This window comes from Rhizobium leguminosarum, assembly GCF_010668065.1.
Lineage (GTDB): Bacteria > Pseudomonadota > Alphaproteobacteria > Rhizobiales > Rhizobiaceae > Rhizobium > Rhizobium leguminosarum_S.
Genome location: NZ_WUEN01000003.1, coordinates 439,593 through 461,046 on the forward strand (window position 1 = coordinate 439,593; position 21,454 = coordinate 461,046).

Sequence of the window (21,454 nt, forward strand, 5' to 3'; positions counted from 1 at the left end):
CGATAAGGTTCGGCGCAAAAGCAAGATCATCTCTCGTCGGGAACCACGACCAATTTGCCCACGAAGTTCTTTGCCATGAAATCGGTCTGTGCGCGGTGGAATTCCGACAGCGGATAGACGCCGCCGACGAGAGGCCGGATTTTCCGGCTTTCGATATAGCCGACGATCCGACGAAAGTCGGCACGGCTTCCCTGGCTCGAGCCGTGCAGTTCCAACTGCTTGAGGTACATGGTTCGCAAATCGAGCTGGACGACCGGGCCGGCGATGGCGCCGGCCGTCGTGTAGCGGCCTTCGGGGCGCAGGATCTTCAGGAGATCGTTGAACAGCGGTCCGCCGACGAGATCGGCGACGACATCGATCGGCTGGCCACGGCTGGCGGAATGGACGGCTTCGACGAGATCGCCCCTGCCGCGGGTCACGACCGCCTCGGCGCCGATATCGAGCATCGCCGCCTCCTTGCCGGGGCCGGCGACCGCGATCGGGATGGCGCTGCGGGCACGTGCGAGCTGGATGATCGCCGAGCCGACGCCACCCGAGGCGCCGGTCACCAGGACGCGTTCACCGGCGACAAGCCTTGCCCGTTCCAGCATGCGCTCGCCGGTCAGATAGGCGCAGCAGAAAGTGGCAAGTTCGACGTCGGTCAGATCGGTTGCGACGACATGGGCGTTCTCGGCCGGCAGTGCCATGTATTCGGCATAACCGCCGTCGCGGCCATGGCCCATGTAATCGATGTCGGCGAGGCTGTCGTCGTCGCGGTTATAGATCGAGAAGTCGACCATGACGCGTTCACCGATGCGCGCCGGATTAACGCCGGCGCCGACGCCGACGATATGACCGACCGTATCGGTACCTTGGATGCGCGGGAATGTCAGCGTATTGCCTTGCCTGCGCCATGTGGAGACGGCAGACGGATCGTCCTCGGTGCCATAGGCGCCTTGGCGGACCCAGACGTCGGTATTGTTCATGCCGCAGGCCGTGACGCGGATCAGAACCTCGCCGTCCGCGGGTCTCGGGACGGGCGCGTCCTTGTCATAGACGAGCTTGTCCAGACCGCCATGGCCGGTGAGCAATACGGCCGCCATCTTTTCCGGGATCGTCATGCCGCTCTTCTCCCTCAGATGCTCTTGAAGACGGTTTCGATCGTGTCCGCCGCGGCCTTGACCACGATGTCGGCCTCCTCGCGTGTCAGGCAGAGCGGCGGGGCGAAGCCGAGGATATCGCCCTGCGGCATGGCGCGGCCGATGACGCCGCGTTCGAGAAGGGCGGAAGCAACCTGCGGGCCGATCTTGCGGCCGGCATCGAAGAACTTTCGATCGTCCTTGTCCTCGACGAATTCGACGGCCGCCATCAGCCCGTCGCCGCGGACTTCGCCGACGTTTCGGTGACCGGCGACGGCCTTTGCGAGTTCCGAGCGGAAATAGGTGCCGGTCGTGCCGGCATTTTCGACAATGCCGAGTTCGTCGATCAGTTCGAGATTGGCAATGCCTGCGGCAGCACAGATCGGATGGGCGGAATAGGTCCAGCCGTGCCCGATCGCTCCCATCTGATCGGAACCCTGCACCAGGACTTGCCACATCTTGTTCGAAACGATCGTGCCGGAAAGGGGAGCGTAGGCCGAGGTCAGGCCCTTGGCGATGGTGATCAGGTCCGGCTTCATGCCGTAATGATCCGAGCCGAACATCGTACCGAGGCGGCCGAAGCCGGTGACGACTTCATCGGCAACGAGCAGGATGTCATATTTGTCGAGCACGGCCTGGATCTTCTGCCAGTAGGTTTTCGGCGGCGGGACGATGCCGCCGGTGCCGAGGATGGGTTCGCCGATGAAGGCGGCGACTGTTTCCGGGCCTTCGGCGATGATCATCTCCTCGAGCTTGTCGGCGCAATATTGCGAGAACTGCTCCTCGCTCATCGACCGGTCGGGGCGGCGGAAATAATAGGGTGCTTCGGTGTGCAGCACCGGCGCCCGCGGCAGATCGAAAGCGTTGTGAAAGAGTGCCAAGCCGGTGAGGCTGCCGGTCATGACGCCGGAGCCATGATAACCCCGCCAGCGCGAGATGATCTTCTTCTTTTCCGGACGGCCAAGGATGTTGTTGTAGTACCAGATGAGCTTGATGTTGGTCTCGTTGGCATCCGAGCCGGAGAGACCGAAATAGACGCGGCTCATGCCGGCGGGCGCGCGGTCGATGATCATCTTCGACAGCGTAATCGAGGCTTCCGTGCCGTGGCCGACATAGGCGTGGTAATAGGCGAGGTTCTTCGCCTGTTCGGCGATCGCGTCGGCAATCTTCTGGCGGCCGTAGCCGACATTGACGCAATAGAGGCCGGCAAAGGCGTCGAGGCTTTTGCGGCCTGTCGTGTCGGTGATGTAGACGCCTTCGCCGCCGGCAACGACACGGGTCGGCGTCTCGCCGCGGGCATGCCCGCCCATATGGGTCGAGGGGTGGAAGAAGTGATCGCGGTCCCAGGCGGTGAGTTCGTTGCTTCTGTCGAGCATGTCGTAGCCTCTTTCTTGAAAATGGGGTCTCACTTGAAATGGAGTCAGGCGGCCGTATCGATGCAGAGATATTTGAGCTCGGTGAAGGCCTCGAGCCCATGGCGTGACCCCTCGCGGCCGAGGCCGGACTGCTTCCAGCCGCCGAAGGGAATGGGAGCGCCGGTGATCTTCACCCGGTTGACGGCCACCATGCCGTATTCCAGTGCGCGGCCGAGGCGCATCTGGCGGGCGCCGTTCTCCGTGACGATATAGGCGACGAGGCCGTATTCGGTGTCGTTGGCGCGGGCGACAACCTCGTCTTCCGTGTCGAAGGCGGTCATGGCCGCCACAGGCCCGAAGGTCTCCTCGCGCATGATCAGCGCATCCGCCGGCACATCGGTCAACAGCGTCGGCTCGTAGAAAAGCCGGCCGTTCTTGTGACGCTTGCCGCCGGTGACGAGCCGTGCGCCATGCGCCAGCGCGTCGGCGACCTGTTCCTCGACCTTGGCGACGGCGCGTTCATGCATCAGCGGTCCGATCTCGGCGCTATCTTCGAGGCCCGGGCCAACCTTGAGTTCGGCAATGCGGTCTGCGAAGGCCTTGGCAAAAGCATCGGCGATCCGCCGTTGGACGAAGATGCGGTTGGCGGCGAGGCAATCCTGGCCGGATGTGGCAAACTTGGCGTTGACGGCGATCTCGACCGCCTTTGATATATCGGCGTCATCGAAGATGATCAGCGGGGCGTGGCCGCCGAGTTCCATCACCAATTGCTTCAAGGTGGGTGCGCATTGGGCGGCGATCAGCCGTCCGATCCCGGTAGAGCCGGTGAAGCTCATGGCGCGCACGCGATTGTCGGCGCACATGCGCCCGACGATCGTAGCGGCATTGCCGGTGACCACGTTGAAGACGCCGGCGGGAACGCCGGCCCGCTCGCCGAGCTCGGCAAGGGCAAGTGCCGAAAGCGGCGTCTCGGAGGAGGGGTGGGCGACGACCGTGCAGCCGGCGGCCAGCGCTGCGGCAACCTTTCGGGTGAGCATGGCAGAGGGGAAATTCCAGGGCGTGACGATGCCGACGACGCCGAGCGCCTCGCGCCGAACGATCATTTCCGCGCCGGGCAGATGGCTGGTGACGCTCTCGGCGTTCAGCCGCTTGCCTTCCTCGGCATACCATTCGACGAAGGAGGCGGCGTAATCGATCTCGCCACGCGATTCCGCCAGCGGCTTGCCCTGTTCGAGCGTCATGATCAGCGCCAGATCCTCTTTGGCCGCAAGCATCAGCTCAAACCATTTGCGCAGGATCGCCGCGCGGCTCTGCGGCAGCATTGCGCGCCAGCCGGCAAAAGCCTCCGACGCAGCATCGATCGCCACTGCCGTCTCATCCGCGCCAAGGCTAGCAACCCAGGCCAGCGTCGCCGAAGAGGCGGGATCGGTGACCTCGAAACTTTTCCCTGATTTGCCGGCGATCCACCGGCCGCCGACATAGGCGAGATCGCGCAGGAGATGACGGTCGGCGAGCCGCGACAGCGCGTCATGATAGGCGGGGCGGGCAAAAACGGCGGTCATATCCATTCTCCTCGTGGCGGTTGACGCAAGTCTTCCACGGGAGCGGGCGAGAGATTGTCTGTTGGCGGATGCGAAAAGAGAGAGATGGTCTAAAGAACGGCGGCCTGGCAGAGAGATTGTCTACGACGCGCTCTGTTCTTCACCGATGGCAGTGAAGGAAGAGACCGGAAGGACTGTGTCCTCCTTGACCGTCTTGGTGACGATGTAGGTGAAGTAACGGTCGATGCCCAGTTCGCGGTCGAGAAGCCCGTCGACCAGCCGCTGATAGGCGTCGATATCGGGCGCGATGATCTTCAGAATGTAATCGACGCCGCCGCCGACCGACCAGCAGGCGACAATCTCCGGGATTGCGCTGATGGCACGCTCGAAGCGCTCGAAATCCACCTGGCGATGGTTGGCGAGCGTCACTTCCATCATCACGCTGGCAACCGGCGCGATGCGCCGTGGCGCGACGCGCGCGTGGTAACCGGTGATGATCCCGGCCTTTTCGAGCTTGCGTAGCCGCATCCAGCACGGCGTCGGCGACAGCCCAGCCTTTTCGGCCAGCGCCAGTTTGGTGATGCGGCCGTCGCGCTGGACGGCGTCGAGAATGCGCAGGTCGATGGCGTCGAGCTTCATGGTGCTTTCTTTAGAAAGAAATCATTTCAAACGCAGGGAAAAGACAATGGGAGCGCATTTTTGCATTGTCAATTGAACTGATTTTCAGCAGTGTTAAAATCATGACAAAGTGGCGCCCCGATCCCTCGCAACTCCGCCGTCCGGCCTATCTCTCGCTTGCTGAACAGATCGCAAACGCGATCACGGACGGCAAGCTCACCGATGGTGCACAATTGCCGCCGCACCGCAAGATGGCGGATGATCTGCATCTCTCGGTGCAGACGGTCAGCCGCGCCTATGACGAGTTGATCCGCCGGGGGCTGATATCAGGCGAGATCGGACGCGGCAGCTTCGTCCAGACCAGGCCGCGCGAGCCGGAGCCGCCCTACCTGCCGGAAAGGCTGGGCGAGGTGATCGATCTGTCGATCCTGAAACCGGTCTGCGAGCAGATCCATTTGGAAAGGCTGCGGCAGGCCTTCGGCTGGCTTTCGGAAAACCTGCCATCCAGCTCGGCCCTTTCCTTCAGGCCGAACATGGTGTTTCCGCGCCATCGCGTCGTCGCCACGGAATGGCTGGCGCGCTGCGGGCTGGAGGTATCGCCGCTGAACATCAGCGTGACGAACGGTGCAACATCGGGCATGACGGTGGCGCTGATGAGTGTCGCCCCGCCCGGCTCGACGGTTGCGACCGAAGCGATCAGCCATCATACGCTCGTTCCGCTCTCCACCTATCTCGGCCTGCACCTCGAAGGGCTGGCGATCGACGAGGAGGGCATGATCCCCGAAGCACTGGACGAAGCCTGCCGAAAGGGACCGATCCGGGCCGTTTTCCTGCAGCCCTCGGTGATCAATCCGATGGCGGCGCTGATGAGCGCGGAGCGCAGGCAGGCGCTTGCCAGCGTCGCTGCGAAACATGATATCGCGATCATCGAAAACGATATTCTCGGCCCGATGGTCGAGGGTCGTGCGCCGCCGATGGCCGCGTTTGCGCCGGAACGGACCCTCTACGTCACGAGCTTCACGAAGATTACCGTTCCGGGCCTGCGGATCGGCTATCTCACCGCGCCCGACCGCTATGTCGCCGCCGTCGCCAACCGGCATCTCGTCTCCAACTGGATGGCGACGCCTGCCATGGCCGAGATCGCCACCCGCTGGGTCAGCGACGGCACGGCGATGGAACTCGTCAACTGGCAGCGCCGTGCCCTTTTGAGCCGGCACGCGATCGCGGCGGAGATGCTGGCCGGCCTGCCGTACCGGGCGCATCCGCAAAGCCTGCACGTCTGGCTGCCGCTCTCCGGCAACCATACGGAGGACGGTTTCGTATCGCAGGCAAGGCTGCGCGGCGTGGCGATCGCGCCCGGTAAATCGTTCCACACCACCGATCAGGGCTGGACGCCGGCCGTGCGCATCTCGCTGGGTTCGACGACCGAAAGCGAGCTTCGGACCGGACTTGGCATCGTCGCCTCATTGGCGCAAGGCAATCCGCAAGAGCTGCTGCTTGCGATCTGATACCGTTGCCTTGTATTTGAGCGTGTGCAGAATAATTGTCATGATATTATTTTACGAATTGACATGATTTTGATGGGCCGTCATCGTTAGGACATTGCTTGTCTCAACAGGGAGAGACATGAATGCTTCCGCCCATCATCCGCATCGACAACATCGTCAAGAAATACGGCCCGCTGACCGTGCTCGACGGCCTGTCGATGAATGTCATGCCGGGCGAGAAGCTGGCGCTGATCGGGCCATCCGGCTCAGGCAAGACGACGATCCTGCGCATTCTGATGACGTTGGAGACGATCAGCGGCGGCCATATCGAGGTCGACGGCGAACAGCTCTACCATATGCCAAATGGCGGCGGGCTAGTGCCGGCTGATGAGCGGCATCTGCATCGGATGCGCGAAAAGATCGGCATGGTCTTTCAGCATTTCAATCTGTTCCCGCATAAATGCGTGCTCGATAACGTGACGCTGGCGCCGATGCTGACGAAGGGCATCAAGCGGCCGCAGGCCGAAAAGCGGGCGATGGAGCTTCTCGACATGGTCGGCCTGGCCGACAAGGCAAAGAGCGTTCCGGCGCAGCTTTCCGGCGGGCAGAAGCAGCGCGTCGCCATTGCCCGGGCACTGGCGCTGTCGCCGAAGATCATGCTGTTCGACGAGGTGACCTCGGCGCTTGACCCGGAACTGGTCGAGGAGGTGCTGAACGTCATGCGGCGGCTGGCCTCCGAGACCGACATGACCATGCTTCTCGTCACCCATGAAATGGGCTTCGCCCATGATTTCGCCGACCGTGTGCTCTTTTTCGATCGCGGCAAGATCGTCGAGGAAGGCAAGCCGGGCGACATCTTTCGCAATCCGACGCAGGAGAGGACGCAGACCTTCCTGCGCAAGATCATTGCGGCGGGGCACCGCATCTGACCTCAGACATTGCCCGCAAGAACAAAACTCAAGGAAAATCAGAGGAGTTGGGAACGATGAAAACAAGATATCTTTTGAGCGCCGCCAGCCTGTCGGTGCTTCTGGTCACAGCGGCCGGCCCGGCCTCCGCCGCCGATGACAAGCTCGAGCAGCTGAAGGAGCAAGGCTTTGCGCGTATCGCCATCGCCAACGAGCCGCCGTTCACCGCTGTCGGCGCCGACGGCAAGGTGTCCGGGGCTGCACCCGATGTGGCGCGCGCAATCTTCGAAAAGCTGGGCGTCAAGGAAGTGGTCGCCTCGATCTCGGAATATGGCGCAATGATCCCCGGCCTGCAGGCCGGCCGCCACGACGCGATCACCGCAGGCCTCTTCATGAAGCCCGAGCGCTGCAACGCCGTCGCTTATTCCGAACCGATCCTCTGCGACGCCGAGGCTTTCGCTCTCAAGAAGGGCAACCCGCTGAAGCTGACGAGCTACAAGGACATCGCCGACAATCCGGACGCCAAGATCGGCGCGCCGGGCGGCGGCACCGAGGAGAAGCTGGCGCTCGAGGCCGGCGTGCCGCGCGACCGCGTCATCGTCGTTCCGGATGGCCAGAGCGGCATCAAGATGCTGCAGGACGGCCGCATCGACGTCTACTCGCTGCCGGTTCTGTCGATCCACGATCTGATGGCCAAGGCAAACGATCCGAACCTTGAAACCGTCGCTCCCGTCGTCAATGCGCCGGTCTATTGCGATGGCGCGGCCTTCCGCAAGCAGGACGTTGCGCTCCGCGACGCCTTCGATGTCGAGCTGAAGAAGCTGAAGGAATCCGGCGAATTCGCCAAGATCATCGAGCCCTACGGCTTCTCGGCCAAGGCGGCGATGTCGACGAGCCGCGAAAAGCTCTGCGCTGCGGCGAAGTAACAAAGGGTAAGCAACCGGCCATGCCCCAGGCATGGCCGGATCGTCCTATCTCCAGAGAAGTGAGTTGCCGATGTCGGTATGGTCCGGCTATCTGACACTGATCCTTGAGGGCGCCCTGGTGACGCTCGAACTGACGATCATGGGGTCTGCGCTGGCGCTGGTCATGGCCTTCCTGGCCGGCCTCGGCCGGTTGTCGCGCTTCTTCGCCGTGCGGGCTCTGGCGACGGCCTATATCGAGTTCTTCCGCGGCACCTCGATCTTCGTCCAGCTCTTCTGGGTCTATTTCGTACTGCCTTTTGCGGGCTTGACCCTGACGCCGCTGCAGGCGGGCGTGCTGGCGCTCGGGCTGAATGTCGGCGCCTATGCGGCGGAAGTGGTGCGCGGCGCCGTCAAGGCTGTCGGGCGCGAACAGTCGGAAGCCTGCATCGCGCTCAACCTTTCGCGAACCCAGCGCATGCGCCACGTCATCCTGCCGCAGGCGCTGCCGCTGATGCTGCCGACCTTCTGCAACAATGCGATCGAACTCCTGAAGGGCACGGCCGTCGTGTCGCTGATCTCGCTGACGGATATGACGTTCCAGGCGCAGGTGGTGCGGGCGCAGACCGGCAATACGCTGGTGCCCTTCGCGACGATCCTTATCCTCTATTTTCTCATGGCCTCGGCGATCTCCGCGACGATGCGTTGGCTGGAGCGGCGGATGGCGCGCAGCCTCGACGGCATAAGGACCTGATCAAATGGAATGGGATTGGGACTTCGTCTGGCAGATCATGCCGACCCTTCTCGAAGGGTTCAAGATCACTCTTCTCGCCACCATCCTCGGCGCTGCCGTCGCCATGATCGTCGGCCTGGGGCTCGCCATTGCGCGGCGCTCACCGGTCGCCGGCATTTCCAGGACGGTCGCTTTCGTTTCGGAATTCATCCGCGGCACGCCATTGCTGGTGCAGCTCTACTTTATCTTCTACGTGCTGCCGGATATCGGCATCCGGCTGGCGCCGCTGATCGCAGGTGTCATCGGCATGGGCATTCACTATGCGACCTATACCGCCGAGGTCTATCGCGCCGGCATCGAGAATGTGCCGCGCGGACAATGGGAGGCGGCCAAGGCCACCAATCTGTCGACGCGCCAGGCCTGGATCCACGTGATCCTGCCGCAGGCGATCCCGCCGATGATCCCGGCGCTCGCCAATTATTTCATCGCCATGTTCAAGGAGACGCCGCTGCTTTCGGCGATCACCGTGCTCGAACTCATGAACCAGGCAAAGAGCATCGCCAACAGCAACTACCGCTACATCGAGCCGATGACGCTGGTCGGCATCTTCTTCCTCGTCATCAGCCTGATCTCGGTGGTGGGATTACGCTGGCTCGAGGAACGCTACGCCAGGATGGATGACTGACCATGACCGTAGAGATCGAGATCATCGCTGCCAGCCGGCCGCCGCGGCTGGAGGACCGGCCGCTCGAAAAGCGCATCGGCTTGGTCATCCTCGCGACGGACCATACGACGGAAGTCGACTTCCAGCGCATGGTCGCCAGCGATCGCCTCGGCGTCTATGTCAGCCGCATCCATTATGCCAATCCGGTCACGCCGGAAAATCTCCTGAAGATGCAGCCGTCGCTGACCGAAGGCGCGGCACTGATCCTGCCGGAGGAGGCGCTCGATGCCATCGTCTATTCCTGCACCTCCGCCTCGGTGGTGATCGGCGACCGGAACATCGAGGCGGCGATCCATGCGGCCAAGCCCGACGTTCCCGTCGTGACGCCGACGGCTGCCGCCGTGACCGGCCTGAAGGCGCTGGGCGCCAGACGGATTTCGGTGCTGACGCCCTATACGATCGAGACCAGCCGGCCGATGGCGGACTATTTTTCGGATCTCGGCTTTGCGATCGACCGCTTCACCTGTCTCGGCCTGACCGATGACCGCGAGATGGCGCGGATCGCGCCGGACGAGATCCTTGCCTTCGCGCACCAGGCGCTGGTGCCGCAGTCGGACGCGCTGTTTATCTCCTGTACGGCGGTGCGGGCAGCAGAGGTCGCGGCCCGGATCGAGGCTGAAATCGGCAAGCCGGTGGTCACCAGCAATCTCGCGACCGCCTGGGCTTGCCTGCGGCTTTGCGGCGATGATCGGGCGCGGCCCGAACTCGGTCAATTGATGACCAAGCCCTATCGGGAAGGCTGAGATCATGGTGAGCGCCTTGCCCGTTTCGCTGGAGGATATCCGCGCCGCGGCGCGCCGGATTGCCGGCCGCGTGATCGGCACGCCGATGGTGCAGTCCGCTTCCCTTGGCGAATTGGCCGGCGTGCCTGTCCATCTCAAGCTCGAGCATCACCAGACGACCGGCAGCTTCAAACTGCGTGGGGCAACCAATGCGATGCTCTCCTTGTCGCCGGCAGAGCGCTCGCGCGGCGTCGTCGCGGCCTCGACCGGAAATCACGGCCGGGCACTTGCCTATGCGGCAAAGGCGGAGGGTGCTGTCGCGACCATCTGCATGTCGCGGCTGGTGCCGGACAACAAGGTTTCGGAAATCCGCCGCCTCGGGGCCGATGTCCGCATCGTCGGATTATCGCAGGACGAGGCGCAACAGGAGGTCGACCGGCTGGTTCGCGAGGAGGGGCTGGTGATGGTCCCGCCCTTCGATGATCCTGATGTCGTGGCCGGGCAGGGAACGCTGGGGCTCGAAATCATCGACGTCTTGCCGGAGACGGCAATCGTGCTGGTGCCGCTCTCGGGCGGCGGCCTTGCGGCGGGAGTTGCTGCTGCGGTCAAAGGCATCAGTCCGACGACCAAAGTGATCGGCCTGACGATGGAGAAGGGTGCCGCGATGAAGGCAAGCCTCGATGCCGGACGGCCGGTGCAGGTCGAGGAGGTATCGACCCTTGCCGACTCGCTCGGCGGCGGCATCGGCCTCGACAATCGCGTGACCTTTGCCATGTGCCGAGACCTTCTCGACGACGTCATCTTGCTGACCGAGGCGGAAATCGCCGTGGGCATGCGCCATGCCTATGCCTGCGAACGCCAGGTCGTCGAAGGCGCTGGCGCGGTCGGCATCGCCGCACTGCTTGCTGGAAAAATCAGGGGCGGAGGTCCCATCGTCGCGATCCTGTCCGGGGCGAATGTCGACATGGAGCAGCACCTTCGGGTGATCAACGGTACACAGCCGCTCTACGGCGAGGAGGGACCATGAGCCGGATGATCATTCTGACGGAAGCAGAATTGAGGAAAGTCATCGGGCTCGACCGAGATACGGTCGCCTGCATCGAGGAGGCTTTCGCAGCGCTTGCGACCAAGGCTGTCGCCATGCCGCCGATCCTGCGGCTCGACATTCCGGAATATCGGGGCGAAGTCGATGTGAAGACGGCCTATGTGCCTGGCATCGAGGGCTTCGCGATCAAGATCAGCCCCGGTTTCTTCGACAACCCCCAGATCGGCCTGCCGAGTACCAACGGCATGATGGTGCTGCTGTCGAGCCGAACCGGACTGGTACAGGCGCTGCTGCTGGACAACGGCTATCTCACCGACGTGCGCACGGCAGCAGCCGGCGCCGTCGCGGCGAAACATCTGTCGCGGGAAAATGCGTCCGTGGCCGCGATCTTCGGCGCCGGCATGCAGGCCCGGCTGCAGCTCGAGGCGCTGACGCTGGTCCGGCCGATCCGCGAAGCGAGGATATGGGCGCGCGATGCCGCCAAGGCGCAAAGCGTGGCAGAGGAATTGGCCGGAAAGCTCGGGTTTCCTGTCACCGCGACACCGGACGCCAGAGGCGCAATGACCGGCGCCGACCTTATCGTCACCACCACGCCTTCCGAAATCCCGATCATCGAGGTCGGATGGTTGGAGCCCGGACAGCATCTGACGGCCATGGGCTCGGATGCGGAGCACAAGAACGAGATCGATCCGGCCGCCGTTGCGGGTGCCGACGTCTATGTCGCCGACAGCTTGAAGCAGACGCGGCGTCTCGGCGAGTTGCATCACGCAATCGACGCTGGCCTGGTCACGGCCGACGCGGTCTTTGCAGAGCTCGGCCAGATCGTTGCCGGCCTGACGCCGGGACGGACGCGCAACGACCAGATCACCATCGCGGACCTGACCGGGACCGGCATCCAGGACACCGCCATCGCCACCCTCGCCTTTGCCCGCGCCGGTGCGGCAAATGCCGGGGCCACGTTCGAAAGCTGACCGGCGCGGCGCCGGAAATGAAGGGAAGAAACATGACCCAGCCCAATCTCAAATTCTCGCTCGGCGAATATGCCGCGCGGTTGGAAAAGACACGGCGTGCCATGGAGGCGAAGGGCGTAGACCTGCTGATCGTCAGCGACCCGTCGAACATGGCCTGGTTGACCGGCTATGACGGCTGGTCCTTCTACGTGCACCAGGCGGTGATCGTGCCGCCGCAAGGCGAACCGATCTGGTTCGGCCGCGGCCAGGATGCCAATGGCGCCAAGTTCACCGCCTATCTGAAGCACGACAATATCGTCGGTTATCCCGATCACTATGTGCAATCGACCGAGCGCCACCCCATGGACTACCTCTCGGGCATCCTGACCGAGCGCGGCTTCGGCAAGCTGACGATCGGCGTCGAGATGGACAATTACTGGTTTTCGGCAGCCGCCTTTGCGGCGCTGCAGAAGCATCTGCCGAATGCGCGCTTCGTCGACGCGACCGCCCTCGTCAACTGGCAGCGAGCGGTCAAGAGCGAGACTGAGATCGGCTATATGCGCAATGCCGCCCGCATCGTCGAGGCGATGCATGCCCGCATCTTCGACAAGATCGAGGTCGGCATGCGCAAGTGCGATCTGGTCGCGGAAATCTATGATGCCGGCACCCGCGGCGTCGACGGCATCGGCGGCGATTATCCGGCGATCGTGCCGCTGCTGCCGTCCGGCGTCGAAGCATCCGCACCGCACCTGACCTGGGACGACCGACGGCTGAAGAAGGGCGAGGGCACCTTCTTCGAGATCGCCGGCTGCTACAACCGCTATCATCTGCCGCTGTCGCGCACCGTCTTCCTCGGCAAGCCGACGCAGGCTTTTCTCGATGCCGAAAAGGCGACGCTGGAAGGCATGGAAGCCGGTCTTGCGGTCGCCAGACCCGGCAATAGCTGCGAGGATATCGCCAACGCCTTCTTCGCCGTCCTGAAGAAATACGGCATCGTCAAGGACAACCGCACGGGTTACCCGATCGGCCTTTCCTATCCGCCGGACTGGGGCGAGCGCACCATGAGCCTGCGTCCCGGCGACCGGACGGAGCTGAAGCCCGGAATGACCTTCCATTTCATGACCGGCCTCTGGCTCGACGACATGGGTTTCGAAACGACCGAGAGCATCCTCATCGCCGACAGTGGCGTCGAGTGCTTCGCGAACGTGCCGCGCAGGCTGATGGTCAAGGATTGAGGCTGTCATGACAGAGATTGGCTTGCGGCCGTCGCCGATCAGCGCGACGGTCAATTTTGCCGCCGAGGGCGTCCAGCACGGCTTCCTGCGCCTGCCTTACAGCCGCGACGATTCCGCCTGGGGATCGGTGATGGTGCCGATAACGGTCGTCCGGAACGGCAAGGGGCCAACGGCCCTTCTGACCGGCGGCAATCACGGCGACGAGTATGAAGGACCGATCGCGCTCTTCGATCTTGCCCGCACGCTGAAGGCCGAAGAGGTGAACGGCACGGTTATCATCGTGCCGGCCATGAATTATCCGGCATTCCAAGCGGGAACCAGAACCTCGCCGATCGACAGGGGCAACATGAACCGCAGCTTCCCGGGCCGGCCGGACGGTACGGTGACCGAGAAGATCGCCGACTATTTCAGCCGTGTGCTTCTGCCGATGGCGGATCTCGTCCTCGACTTCCATTCCGGCGGCAAGACGCTCGATTTTCTGCCGTTCTGCGCGGCCCACATCCTGCCGAACAAGCAACAGCAGGAAAAAGCCTTCGAATTCGTGACGGCGTTTGCCGCTCCCTATTCGATGAAAATGCTGGAGATCGATGCGGTCGGCATGTACGACACCGCGGCCGAGGAGATGGGCAAGATCTTCATCACCACGGAACTGGGCGGCGGCGGCACCGCCACGGCCAAAAGTGCGGCGATTGCCAAGCGCGGCACCATGAACGTGCTACGCCACGCGGGGATCGTCGCGGGCGCCGTCGACCCCGGTTCGACGACCTGGCTCGACATGCCGGACGGCCGCTGCTTCTCCTTCGCAGAGGAGGTTGGGCTGATCGAACCTGTCATTGATCTCGGTGAAGCGGTCACCGACGATGCCGTCATCGCTCGCATCTATCCGACCGGGCGGACCGGGGTGCCTCCCCGCGAGATCCGCGCCGGCATGAACGGCATTCTCTGTGCCCGGCATTTCCCGGGGCTGGTCAAATCAGGCGATTGCGTTGCCGTCGTGGCGATTGTTGACGATTGAGGTAGAGAGACGAGCTTCAACGATCACTCGTCAAGCCGCTTTCTGCGGTCTTGACCCGCTGGCTCCCGCATCGACCTGAAAGCGGTTTACCACCCCTTCCAGCGTCTGCGTTTGGCTGCCGAGCGCCCGGCAGGCCGAGGCGGTTTCGACGGCCATGGCTGCGTTGCGTTGCGTTACCTGATCGAGGGCGTTGACGGAGGCGTTGATCTCGCCGATCGCCACCGCCTGCTCGGATGACACCGAAACGATACGGGCGATCAAGCCGGCAACCTGCTCGACCTGCCCTTCGATTTCCAGAAGCGCCTTGCCGGTGCGGTTGACAAGCTGCACCCCGGTGGAGACCTGAGACGAGGAGGTGGAAATCAGTGCTCTGATCTCCTTGGCGGCGTTGGCCGAGCGCAAGGCGAGTTCGCGCACTTCCTGCGCCACGACGGCAAAACCCTTGCCCGCTTCGCCTGCACGGGCGGCTTCAACCCCGGCATTGAGCGCCAGAAGATTGGTCTGGAAGGCGATTTCATCGATGACATTGACGATGTCGCCAATCTGGGAGGACGAGCCTTCGATCCTTTCCATGGCGGCGATTGCTTCGCGAACGACGGCTGCCGAATGTTCGGCGCTGGTGCGCGTCTCGGCCATCATGCCGGTTGCCTTGCCGGCATGAGCGGAGGCGTCTTTCGCCTTGGCATTCATCTCATCGAGCGCGGCTGTCGCTTCTTCGAGCATTGCGGCCTGCTGTTCCGTGCGCGACGCAAGACTGTCGGCTGCCTCTGTGATGCCGGCCGAGGAGCTGCCCACTTGCTTGGAGGTCTGGGCGATCTCCGCCATCGAAGCGCAAAGCGCGTCCATACTGTCGTTGAACTTCGCGCGCAAAGTCTCATAGGCGACGGCGAACGGCGTCGTGATCCGGCAATCGAGATTGCCGGTCGACAGCTGTTCCAGGCCGTATGTCAACTGATCGATCACCGTTTCGCGGATCTGCTCTTCAGCGGCCCTTTCGGCCAGCTGGCTGCGTTCGCGCTCGAATTCCGCATCGCGTAGTGCGGTCTCGCGCTTCTGTGCGTCCTGCCGCTCGAGCGCGTTGCGGCGGAATACCGCCACGGCCTTGGACATGGCTCCGATCTCGTCGGACCGGTTGGCATAGGGAACTTCGGTCGAAAAGTCGCCGTCGGCAAGGTTGCCCATATAGGCCTTCATGCCATCGAGCGGCACGATTGCTCGGCGACGCAGGAGATAGAGCCCCACCAGCAACAGCCCGAACGAACCGAGACCCGCAGCACCCGCATAGATCGTCCAGGTGACGATCTCCGAGGCCGCATTGCGTTCCTCGCCCTTCAGGAAGGCGTCGGAATTGGCAACGAGTTTCTCGACTGCATCCTGGTGCGAATGAAAGGCGACGCGCAGCTGCTCGATCGCACCATGTGCCTTGTCTTCATCCCTGGCATTCAATGCCGGGATGATCTCACGGTTCATCACCCCCCAGAATGCGTCGCCCTTGGCGATGACATCGTTTTCAAGCTCGTCCTTCAAAGCCTGCGGCAGCCGGGTGGTTTTCCAATAGGCGCGGCGGTCGTCGTAGGCGGCCTTGAGATTTGCGATCTTGGCAAGATTGGTTTCTGTGAGCTCGGAAAATTTGCTCGCCTCGAAGGACAGCATGTAGGATTCGACCACAAACAGCGGCGGCGGCAGAATATCGGCGATCAAATCCTTGCCGTAGACGACCTGCTCGTAAACCGGACCGTTGACTTTCAGCCGTTCGAGCGCCGATTGCTGCAAACCGATCGACATGAAAAGGCCGGCTGAAACGGCGACACCAAACGCCACCAAACTGCGAGCAATGGTAAATGCCAAGACTGTCTCCAAATAACCTTTGGCCTCTCTGCTTCGAGATGCCTGATCGACGTATGGCATTATTTGGTAAGAACACTGAGATATGGTTAATTCCCTTGAACTAAAAACAAAACCAGGACGGGGAATAACCGGGAATACTTGTGGGTATCCAGCCATCAGTTGCCATCTTGATGGCCGGTGGAGTGATGCTACATGCAGATGGAAGGAGACCGGCATGGCCGAACCTCAACTTTCCGTGCGCAGTTCGAAGGCACGCGATCTTGCCTTCGCCGCATCCCCACCGAAGCCCAACGGCGCTGTTCGACGTGTCTTTGTCGAGCTGCCGGCTTTTGGTTGCTTTTGCCGACGAAACCGTATTAGAGGCTAGGATGCACTGGGCCATGGATGTCGGGTACTTGCTATAGGAATAGGAAGAGACTGATGTTGCAGCGGAAATGGTCGTCATAAGCGCTCCATCGTTAGGGAGGTGGGGATGCACAGAATTGCAGAACGTGCTAGTTCGCTAAATCGAAATCGCTAATGCCACAACCGAATAAATTAACACTCAGAAATCTTAGTCTACGTTCTCAGGTCGTCGGCACGCGTTTCGGCAAGGTGGGCTAGACACCCATGGTTATTGTCGACGAGCCTGCGGACGAGCCGCGCAAACGGGGCCGGCCGAAAGTTTCCAGCGACGAGGACAAGCGGGCGCATATCGTCGAAGTCGCCGGCCGCGTTTTCGTCAAATGCGGTTATGCCGGAAGCACGACCGCGGTCGTCGCCTCGGAGGCGGGCGTTTCGAAGCAGACGCTCTATAAGCTGTTTCAGAGCAAGGAAGAGTTGTTTGCCGCCGTCGTCGGCGCGCATCGGCGCCTGATGCTCGATCTGCCCAGGCCCGCCGAAGATATCTCGATTGCCGAGAGCCTCCAGCGCATCTTCATGATCGATATGGCGGAGGATGGGGATGCCGATCGCAGCGGCTTCCTGCAGTTGGTCTTTCGCGAAGCGGCGCAATTTCCCGAACTTGTCGATATCCTGCAGCGCGAAGGCATGCTTGCCAGCCGGCAGCATCTCGCCGACTGGCTGAGCGAACGCCGGGAGGAAGGCCGGTTGACGCTGGATGATCCGGCAAGCGGTGCCCGGATGCTGATGGATATGATCCTCGGCGGCATGGGTCCGCCGGAAGGACGCGCGCAGGTCTGGCCCGATCGGGCACAACTGCTTGCCCATCTTCGCCGCTGCATTGCCATCTTCGCCGCGGGCGTCGGCGCCGCCTAAAGCGCATTCGAAAAATCCTGGAAAGCGATCGCTCGGACTCGAAGCTATTTCAACAGCCTCGATGATGACCGGTTAGTCGCCGAAGCATGTCGGAATCCGTCGTCGACGACTATGCAACCTACCGCAAGCAGGACAAGATCCCATATCTCGAAGGCGACGAGCTGACAGAAGCGACCGACGAGGCGGACGAAGAAATTGCCTATTTTCGCGAGCAGATGGCGACGACCACGGCCAGCGAATTCTTGGCCGACGATCGACTGATTCCTTCATCCTCGAGGCGAAGGCACTCGATCCTAACGATGTCACGTCGGACGCGCGCGTCGTCACGTACCCGTCCGATCATCGCAACGCGCATTCAAAACGAAGCACACGGCGAAACCTTATATTAATAATTAAATCTGTATTAATAAGCACAAGCGAATATTCGCGACATGGCTGGATCGACGGCGATGAAATCTAGGGGGATTGTGCGTGAGCATTCTTGATCGTGGTGCAAATGCTGTCGCGGCTCTTGCCGCTCTATCGAATTCGCAAGCCATGATCGAGTTTGATTTATCGGGCAGGATCCTCACCGCGAACGAAAACTTCTGCAGGGCGCTCGGCTACGAGTTGAGGGAGATTGTCGGAAAACATCACAGCATGTTTGTCGAGCCTGCCTATGTATCCTCAACGGAATACAAGGCTTTCTGGACGAAGCTCGCAGCCGGGAAATTCGACCAGCAGCAATATAAGCGCCTTGGAAAAGGCGGCCGCGAGGTCTGGATCGAAGCATCCTACAATCCCGTGTTCCGACGCGGTAAGCCGGTCAAGGTCATCAAGATTGCAACTGATATCACTGCGCAGAAGCTGAGGTCTGCCGAAGATTCGGGCAAGATCGACGCATTGTCCCGGGCTCAGGCGATCATCGAATTCACGCCGGCCGGCGAAATCCTGACCGCGAACGACAATTTCCTGTCCGCCCTTGGTTATTCGCTTGCCGAAATCCAGGGCAAACATCATTCGATGTTCTGTGAAGCCGACTACTCGAGGTCGGAGGCTTACAAGGAATTCTGGCGGAAACTTGCGAGCGGCCAGCTGGTTGCCGACGAATTCATGCGCATGGGCAAGGGCGGACGGAAGGTCTATATCCAGGCTTCCTACAATCCGATTTTCGACCTGAACGGCAAAGTGTTCAAAGTCGTGAAGTTCGCAACCGATGTCACGGCGCGCGTCGAAAATGTCGAACAACTTGCTCGTTGCCTGACGAATCTTGCGGACGGCGATCTGTCGCAGACGATCCAGAAGCCTTTCATTCCTTCGCTGGAAAGGCTGCGTGCCGACTTCAACAGCGCCTCGGAGAAGTTGAAGGGCGCAATGGCAACGGTTGCCGAAAATGCCAAGGCGATATCAGCCGGTTCCAACGAAATCCGCACAGCAGCCGACGACCTGGCAAAGCGTACCGAGCAGCAAGCGGCATCCGTCGAAGAAACAGCCGCCGCCCTTGAGGAAATCACGACGACGGTCAAGGATTCGAGCCGCCGCGCCGAGGAGGCCGGTCAACTCGTGGAGCGCGCCAGAAATCACGCCGAGCATTCCGGCCAGGTGGTGCGTGACGCCATCGGAGCGATGGACCAGATCGAAAACTCGTCACGCGAAATTTCCAATATCATCGGTGTTATCGATGAGATTGCCTTCCAGACGAACCTCTTGGCGCTCAATGCCGGCGTAGAGGCGGCACGAGCAGGGGAGGCGGGCAAGGGTTTTGCGGTCGTCGCCCAGGAGGTCCGTGAGCTGGCGCAGCGGTCGGCGAAAGCTGCCAAGGAGATAAAGAGCCTGATCACGGCGTCCGGTTCCCATGTCGCAAACGGCGTCGCCCTCGTGACGAATGCCGGATCAGCGCTCCAGGAAATCGCCAGTCAGGTTCACGAAATCAATACCAACGTCACAGCGATCGTGGAGGCGGCGCGCGAGCAATCGACTGCGCTCGGCGGGATCAGCCAGTCCATCAACACCGTCGACCAGGGAACGCAGCAGAATGCCGCAATGGTCGAGGAGCAGACGGCTGCGAGCCATGGCCTTGCCCGAGAGGCTGCCGCGCTCTTCGAGCTTCTTGAGCAGTTCCGTTTCAACGATGCGCCGAGATCCAGGTCTTCGTTTGCGCAGGCGGATCGCCACCCCGCCGCACCGACGGCTTTGAAAGTCGTTCGTAATTCGCCCCTCGCATCCATCCAGCGCGGGTCGGCCTCCGTCGCGCTGAAGTCCGACTGGGAAGAGTTCTGATTACGCTGACTGAGCCACTCTCGGCAGTATTGGCGGCAATCAATCGAGCGACCACGAGCCGGGATAGCTCGGCTTGCGGCGCTCGATCCACGCGTCGAGCCCTTCGCGCAAATCGGCGGTTGGCGCCATCCGGGCGAATTGTTCGCCTTCGATCAGCAGCCCCTCCGCAATGCTCTGGTTGATGCCGCGCGTCACCGCCGTCAGAATGCTCGCCGCCGCCAGCGGTGAATGACGCAGAATGCGCCGCGCGAGGTCGTGGGCGGCCGGCATGAGAGCGTCATGCGGGACAACTTGGTTGACAAGGCCGAGTTCGAGGGCGCGCTGCGGGGAGAATGTGTCACCCGTCAACAGCAGTTCGAGGGCGCGCTTGCGCCCGGCCAACCTCGGCAAACGCTGCGTTCCGCCAAAGGTCGGCGGCATTGCGAGATTGATCTCGGGCTTGGCGAACAGGGCGCGTTCGCTGGCGATGGCGAGGGGCACAGCCTCGGTGATCTCGCAGCCGCCGCCAAAGGCAAGGCCGTTGACGGCGGCGATGACGGGTTTTCGGAAGGCTTCCAGCCGCGCAGTCAATCGCTGTCCGCGCGCGACGAAATCGCGCATGGCGACATCGGCGCCCTGCGCCACGCTTTCTGAGAATTCGTAGATATCGCCGCCCGCCGAGAATGCCCGCTCGCCTGCGCCGGTGAGGATGATCGCCCGGATTGAACTGTCGGTTTCGATGGCGTTGAGGATCGCGAGCAAGCGGTCTATCAAGGCGTAATTCAGCGCGTTGAGCTTTTCCGGGCGATTGAGAGTGAGCGTGGCGATGCCGTCGCGGCTGTCGATCAAAACAGTGTCGGCCATTCGGTTTTCCTTTCCGGTATGCTGCGTCAGGAGAGTATGCCGCCGGCCGATGCTTGTGTATATTCACTAGTCGGTATACATAGCGACATGATCTCACACGCAATCCCGACGCGCGAACGCATCATCTCGGCGGCCGCCAAGCTGTTTTACAACGAGGGCATCAGGAGCGTCAGCGTCGATGCGGTGGCTGAAGAGGCCGGCGTCACGAAACGCACTCTTTACTACCATTTCGCCAGCAAAGACGACCTCATCGGGGCCTATCTGGAGGCGCGCGACCAGCCCAACCTCGCTCTGTTCAAACGCTGGTACGCGGAAACGATGGGCGAACCGGCGGATAAGGTGCAAGGCATCTTTCGCAATCTCGCCCGCGCAGCCCGCCATCCGAAATGGAAGGGCTGCGGCTTCCTGCGCACCTCTGCGGAACTCGTCAATATGCCTGGCCATCCAGCCATGAAAGTCGGGATTGAACACAAGAAGAGGGTCGAGGCCTGGTTGCGGGTCACATTCGAGGCGGCCGGAATCAAAACGGAAGCGCCGCAACTCGCCCGGCAGATCGTCCTGTTGCTCGATGGCTCGTTCGCCGTCGTTCTGTTGCATCGCGACCCGACCTATATGGAAGCCGCAGGCGAGGCGGCTGGTTCACTGACCCGCGCTGCGACCGCAAACGCAAACGCGTAAGGCGCTCGCTCTGAAGACCGCATCTTTCGCCTTCGGCATGGCCTGAGGTCGTTGAGCGGGAAGGGCATTATGTTGAGCCTCTAAACAACAGAACAATGCTGCACTGCCGAAAAAATCGCCACGCGCGCCGATGCGCGTTTTTTCAGCATGCCCCATTGACAATTCATCCTTGATGGCACTTCATAACATTGTTCCAGTAAAACAGACATGCGTCCA

19 protein-coding genes and 2 pseudogenes are annotated in these 21,454 nt (G+C 61.9%); 14 read left to right on the forward strand and 7 right to left on the reverse strand.

From position 1 onward, the window contains the following. Positions 1-26: 26 nt before the first annotated feature. From GR198_RS10450 to GR198_RS10465, 4 genes are all read right to left on the reverse strand, one after another. Positions 27-1,100 (reverse strand): alcohol dehydrogenase family protein, encoded by a 1,074-nt coding sequence (locus tag GR198_RS10450; RefSeq protein WP_164024435.1) that lies wholly within the window; start codon positions 1,098-1,100, stop codon positions 27-29. 14 nt (positions 1,101-1,114) lie between these two features. Continuing rightward, the gene (locus tag GR198_RS10455; RefSeq protein ID WP_164024436.1) at positions 1,115-2,494 is read right to left on the reverse strand and encodes an aspartate aminotransferase family protein; all 1,380 of its coding nucleotides are present in this window, start codon (positions 2,492-2,494) and stop codon (positions 1,115-1,117) included. Positions 2,495-2,538: 44 nt separating this feature from the next. Then, on the reverse strand, positions 2,539-4,035 hold the full coding sequence (locus GR198_RS10460) for an NAD-dependent succinate-semialdehyde dehydrogenase (RefSeq protein WP_164068774.1): 1,497 nt from the start codon (positions 4,033-4,035) through the stop codon (positions 2,539-2,541). A gap of 120 nt (positions 4,036-4,155) precedes the next feature. Next, positions 4,156-4,653, reverse strand: coding sequence for an Lrp/AsnC family transcriptional regulator (locus GR198_RS10465; RefSeq protein WP_164068776.1), 498 nt, complete (start codon positions 4,651-4,653; stop codon positions 4,156-4,158). A 101-nt stretch (positions 4,654-4,754) separates the two neighbouring features. Here GR198_RS10465 and GR198_RS10470 point away from each other — a divergent pair, with 101 nt between their 5' ends. The 10 genes from GR198_RS10470 to doeB all read left to right on the forward strand — a co-directional run bounded on the left by GR198_RS10470 (position 4,755) and on the right by doeB (position 14,353). Beyond that, complete coding sequence (locus tag GR198_RS10470) at positions 4,755-6,140, forward strand: MocR-like ectoine utilization transcription factor EhuR (RefSeq protein WP_164068778.1); 1,386 nt, start codon at positions 4,755-4,757, stop codon at positions 6,138-6,140. Between the two features lie 122 nt (positions 6,141-6,262). Then, a complete protein-coding gene (gene ehuA, locus GR198_RS10475) occupies positions 6,263-7,048 on the forward strand; it encodes an ectoine/hydroxyectoine ABC transporter ATP-binding protein EhuA (RefSeq protein ID WP_164037815.1) in 786 nt (261 codons plus the stop codon). Positions 7,049-7,104: 56 nt separating this feature from the next. Next, on the forward strand, positions 7,105-7,953 hold the full coding sequence (ehuB, locus tag GR198_RS10480) for an ectoine/hydroxyectoine ABC transporter substrate-binding protein EhuB (protein ID WP_164068780.1): 849 nt from the start codon (positions 7,105-7,107) through the stop codon (positions 7,951-7,953). Positions 7,954-8,023: 70 nt separating this feature from the next. Next, on the forward strand, positions 8,024-8,683 hold the full coding sequence (ehuC, locus tag GR198_RS10485) for an ectoine/hydroxyectoine ABC transporter permease subunit EhuC (protein ID WP_024319776.1): 660 nt from the start codon (positions 8,024-8,026) through the stop codon (positions 8,681-8,683). 4 nt (positions 8,684-8,687) lie between these two features. Then, entirely contained in the window at positions 8,688-9,347 is a 660-nt protein-coding gene (gene ehuD / locus GR198_RS10490) for an ectoine/hydroxyectoine ABC transporter permease subunit EhuD (RefSeq protein ID WP_164068782.1), read from the forward strand. Positions 9,348-9,349: 2 nt separating this feature from the next. After that, positions 9,350-10,129 (forward strand): ectoine utilization protein EutA, encoded by a 780-nt coding sequence (gene eutA / locus GR198_RS10495; protein WP_164068784.1) that lies wholly within the window; start codon positions 9,350-9,352, stop codon positions 10,127-10,129. A gap of 4 nt (positions 10,130-10,133) precedes the next feature. Further along, a complete protein-coding gene (gene eutB, locus GR198_RS10500) occupies positions 10,134-11,135 on the forward strand; it encodes a hydroxyectoine utilization dehydratase EutB (RefSeq protein WP_164068786.1) in 1,002 nt (333 codons plus the stop codon). Next, on the forward strand, positions 11,132-12,124 hold the full coding sequence (gene eutC / locus GR198_RS10505; protein WP_128407811.1) for an ectoine utilization protein EutC: 993 nt from the start codon (positions 11,132-11,134) through the stop codon (positions 12,122-12,124). Before eutB ends, eutC begins: the two co-directional genes overlap by 4 nt. A 32-nt stretch (positions 12,125-12,156) precedes the next feature. Further along, a complete protein-coding gene (gene doeA, locus GR198_RS10510) occupies positions 12,157-13,338 on the forward strand; it encodes an ectoine hydrolase DoeA (protein WP_164068788.1) in 1,182 nt (393 codons plus the stop codon). A gap of 7 nt (positions 13,339-13,345) precedes the next feature. Continuing rightward, a complete protein-coding gene (gene doeB, locus GR198_RS10515) occupies positions 13,346-14,353 on the forward strand; it encodes a N(2)-acetyl-L-2,4-diaminobutanoate deacetylase DoeB (RefSeq protein ID WP_164068790.1) in 1,008 nt (335 codons plus the stop codon). 30 nt (positions 14,354-14,383) lie between these two features. Here the strand turns inward: doeB and GR198_RS10520 are convergent, their stop codons facing one another. Continuing rightward, on the reverse strand, positions 14,384-16,201 hold the full coding sequence (locus tag GR198_RS10520) for a methyl-accepting chemotaxis protein (RefSeq protein WP_164068793.1): 1,818 nt from the start codon (positions 16,199-16,201) through the stop codon (positions 14,384-14,386). Positions 16,202-16,493: 292 nt separating this feature from the next. After that, positions 16,494-16,646 (reverse strand): annotated as a pseudogene (locus GR198_RS35755) (EF-hand domain-containing protein); the annotation flags it as partial. A gap of 164 nt (positions 16,647-16,810) precedes the next feature. Between GR198_RS35755 and GR198_RS10525 the strand changes: the two are divergent. The 3 genes and pseudogenes from GR198_RS10525 (at position 16,811) to GR198_RS10535 (ending at position 19,717) form a co-directional block, all read left to right on the forward strand. Continuing rightward, entirely contained in the window at positions 16,811-17,458 is a 648-nt protein-coding gene (locus GR198_RS10525) for a TetR/AcrR family transcriptional regulator (RefSeq protein WP_029871152.1), read from the forward strand. 5 nt (positions 17,459-17,463) lie between these two features. Further along, positions 17,464-17,798 (forward strand): annotated as a pseudogene (locus GR198_RS10530) (DUF1217 domain-containing protein); the annotation flags it as partial. A gap of 131 nt (positions 17,799-17,929) precedes the next feature. Next, the gene (locus GR198_RS10535; RefSeq protein WP_164068794.1) at positions 17,930-19,717 is read left to right on the forward strand and encodes a methyl-accepting chemotaxis protein; all 1,788 of its coding nucleotides are present in this window, start codon (positions 17,930-17,932) and stop codon (positions 19,715-19,717) included. A 39-nt stretch (positions 19,718-19,756) separates the two neighbouring features. Here the strand turns inward: GR198_RS10535 and GR198_RS10540 are convergent, their stop codons facing one another. Beyond that, the gene (locus GR198_RS10540) at positions 19,757-20,560 is read right to left on the reverse strand and encodes a crotonase/enoyl-CoA hydratase family protein (RefSeq protein ID WP_164068796.1); all 804 of its coding nucleotides are present in this window, start codon (positions 20,558-20,560) and stop codon (positions 19,757-19,759) included. An 87-nt stretch (positions 20,561-20,647) separates the two neighbouring features. On the opposite strand from GR198_RS10540, the gene GR198_RS10545 reads away from it, so the two are divergent. Then, the gene (locus GR198_RS10545) at positions 20,648-21,238 is read left to right on the forward strand and encodes a TetR/AcrR family transcriptional regulator (RefSeq protein ID WP_409514052.1); all 591 of its coding nucleotides are present in this window, start codon (positions 20,648-20,650) and stop codon (positions 21,236-21,238) included. Positions 21,239-21,454 lie beyond the last annotated feature (216 nt).

What these genes read in the sequence shown, in the direction of transcription:
- GR198_RS10525 (WP_029871152.1), top strand. Translation starts at nt 16,811, where the DNA reads ATGGTTATTGTCGACGAGCCTGCGGACGAGCCGCGCAAACGGGGCCGG.
- GR198_RS10540 (WP_164068796.1), bottom strand. Translation starts at nt 20,560, where the DNA reads ATGGCCGACACTGTTTTGATCGACAGCCGCGACGGCATCGCCACGCTC.
- doeA (WP_164068788.1), top strand. Translation starts at nt 12,157, where the DNA reads ATGACCCAGCCCAATCTCAAATTCTCGCTCGGCGAATATGCCGCGCGG.
- GR198_RS10460 (WP_164068774.1), bottom strand. Translation starts at nt 4,035, where the DNA reads ATGACCGCCGTTTTTGCCCGCCCCGCCTATCATGACGCGCTGTCGCGG.
- eutA (WP_164068784.1), top strand. Translation starts at nt 9,350, where the DNA reads ATGACCGTAGAGATCGAGATCATCGCTGCCAGCCGGCCGCCGCGGCTG.
- ehuA (WP_164037815.1), top strand. Translation starts at nt 6,263, where the DNA reads ATGCTTCCGCCCATCATCCGCATCGACAACATCGTCAAGAAATACGGC.
- GR198_RS10545 (WP_409514052.1), top strand. Translation starts at nt 20,648, where the DNA reads ATGATCTCACACGCAATCCCGACGCGCGAACGCATCATCTCGGCGGCC.
- GR198_RS10465 (WP_164068776.1), bottom strand. Translation starts at nt 4,653, where the DNA reads ATGAAGCTCGACGCCATCGACCTGCGCATTCTCGACGCCGTCCAGCGC.
- ehuC (WP_024319776.1), top strand. Translation starts at nt 8,024, where the DNA reads ATGTCGGTATGGTCCGGCTATCTGACACTGATCCTTGAGGGCGCCCTG.
- GR198_RS10455 (WP_164024436.1), bottom strand. Translation starts at nt 2,494, where the DNA reads ATGCTCGACAGAAGCAACGAACTCACCGCCTGGGACCGCGATCACTTC.
- GR198_RS10450 (WP_164024435.1), bottom strand. Translation starts at nt 1,100, where the DNA reads ATGACGATCCCGGAAAAGATGGCGGCCGTATTGCTCACCGGCCATGGC.
- ehuB (WP_164068780.1), top strand. Translation starts at nt 7,105, where the DNA reads ATGAAAACAAGATATCTTTTGAGCGCCGCCAGCCTGTCGGTGCTTCTG.
- eutB (WP_164068786.1), top strand. Translation starts at nt 10,134, where the DNA reads ATGGTGAGCGCCTTGCCCGTTTCGCTGGAGGATATCCGCGCCGCGGCG.
- GR198_RS10470 (WP_164068778.1), top strand. Translation starts at nt 4,755, where the DNA reads ATGACAAAGTGGCGCCCCGATCCCTCGCAACTCCGCCGTCCGGCCTAT.
- eutC (WP_128407811.1), top strand. Translation starts at nt 11,132, where the DNA reads ATGAGCCGGATGATCATTCTGACGGAAGCAGAATTGAGGAAAGTCATC.
- ehuD (WP_164068782.1), top strand. Translation starts at nt 8,688, where the DNA reads ATGGAATGGGATTGGGACTTCGTCTGGCAGATCATGCCGACCCTTCTC.
- doeB (WP_164068790.1), top strand. Translation starts at nt 13,346, where the DNA reads ATGACAGAGATTGGCTTGCGGCCGTCGCCGATCAGCGCGACGGTCAAT.